Source organism: Mycobacterium sp. (assembly GCF_049673265.1).
GTDB lineage: Bacteria > Actinomycetota > Actinomycetes > Mycobacteriales > Mycobacteriaceae > Mycobacterium.
Window position 1 is genome coordinate 1 of record NZ_JBATXN010000593.1, and the last position, 1,719, is coordinate 1,719.

2 protein-coding genes are annotated in these 1,719 nt (G+C 64.2%); one reads left to right on the forward strand and one right to left on the reverse strand.

Annotated features, from left to right (window positions below; all coding sequences use genetic code 11):
• Positions 1-609: SAM-dependent methyltransferase (locus tag WBF82_RS20090; RefSeq protein WP_424384689.1), on the forward strand; the 609-nt coding region annotated here is incomplete at its 5' end.
• 8 nt (positions 610-617) lie between these two features.
• Here the strand turns inward: WBF82_RS20090 and WBF82_RS20095 are convergent.
• Positions 618-1,709, reverse strand: coding sequence for a F420-dependent hydroxymycolic acid dehydrogenase (locus tag WBF82_RS20095; RefSeq protein ID WP_424384690.1), 1,092 nt, complete (start codon positions 1,707-1,709; stop codon positions 618-620).
• Positions 1,710-1,719: the final 10 nt, after the last annotated feature.

Below are 1,719 nucleotides of genomic sequence, written 5' to 3' on the forward strand. Positions count from 1 at the left end.
CGCCAGGCGGTCATCCTCGCGGCGGGCTTGGACGCGCGCGCTTACCGCCTGCCCTGGCCGGAAGGCACCGTCGTCTACGAGGTCGACATGCCGACCGTCATCGATTTCAAAACCTCGACGCTGAGCCGGCTTGGTGCAGAGCCAACGGCCGAGCGTCGAACTGTTGCTGTTGATTTGCGCGACGATTGGCCTGCAGCCCTGCAGGCCGCGGGCTTTGAGCCGCAGACCGCCTCGGTGTGGAGTGCCGAGGGATTACTGGTCTATCTGCCGCCCGAGGCGCAGGACGGCTTGTTCAACAACGTCACCGCGTTAAGCGCGCCCCAAAGCCGATTGGCCTGCGAATTTGTCCCTGACACAAGGATTTTCACCGACCCGCGTTATCGGACTCATCACGATCGGATCAGTGAGCTCGGATTCGATATCGACTTCAACGACTTGGTCTACCACTTCGAGCGCAGCCACATCATTGAACACCTGACCCGGCATGGCTGGCAGGTTTCGCACCGCGAGATCGCCCAGCTGCATGCCGCTAACGGCTTCGTCTACCCCGAAGATCATGTCGCGACGGCGTTCGCCAACATGACTTACCTCAACGCCGTGCTGAGCTGACGCGACCGCTAATGTAACCGCGGCAGCACCGCTGTGCGGTAAAAGTCAATCGCGGCAAGCGGATTGCGTTGTGCGAAATGCATGAACGGTGTCGCACCGGCGTCCAGAACCGCCTGCACCGCCGCGATGTGGGTGGCGGCATCGGTGCCGGTGGTCCAACCGTGGATGACCTTATCCACGGGATTGGCTTGCGCTGCGCGCTGGATGTCGACGGGATTGGGTTGGTCGACGGCGCCCCCGGTGAACCGCCACAGCTCTGCGGCGCGGGCGATTTCGCTCTGGCCGCCGACGACGGCGAACATCTCGGCTCGCTTACCCAGCTTGCCCGGCTCTCGGCCCGACTCCTGCGCACCCTTGTTGAAGGCGGCCACCAGCTTTTGGTCTTTGATGCCGCTGGCCTCGCTAATCCAGCCGTCGCCGTACTGGCCGGCCAGGTGGGCACTCTTTGGGCCACCCGCGGCGACGAAGATGGGCGGAGGCGACGGCGGCGGGTCGTAGAGCTTGAGCTGATTGGTCTGAAAGTAACGCCCCTGGAACGAGATTCGCTGACCGCTCCACAGCTGCCGGATCAGCGCGACGGCTTCGACCAACCGGTCATGGCGCTCCTGGTATGGCCCAAAATCGGTGGTGGCCGCTTGCTCGTTGAGCCGCTCACCCGTCCCGACGCCAAGGAACACCCGGTTTGGATAGAGCAACGCGAGCGATGCAAACGCTTGCGCGACAGTGGTCGGGTGATAGCGATAGATGGGACACGTCACGCCGGTGCCGAACGGGATTTGCGTGGTGCGTTGGCCTACCAGCGCCAGCGTGATCCACGGGAACATCGAATGACCCTCGTTGTCCTGCCACGGCTGAAGGTGATCGCTGGCCCACAGATAGCGGAATCCGGCCTGCTCGGCCGCCTGGGCCTGGTCGACGAGTTGGGAAGTGCTGAATTGTTCGTGGGATAGCACGAAGCCGATACCCGGGCCCGACGACGGCGTCGTGGACGGCGGGCCGGCTTGTTGCCTGGAGCCGCACCCGGCCGTCAGCCCGGCGGCGCCGACCATGCTTGCCCCAGCGGCGAGCTGGCCGAATGAACGCCGTGATATTGCTCTCATGGGCCGGGAG

What these genes read in the sequence shown, in the direction of transcription:
- WBF82_RS20095 (WP_424384690.1), bottom strand. Translation starts at nt 1,709, where the DNA reads ATGAGAGCAATATCACGGCGTTCATTCGGCCAGCTCGCCGCTGGGGCA.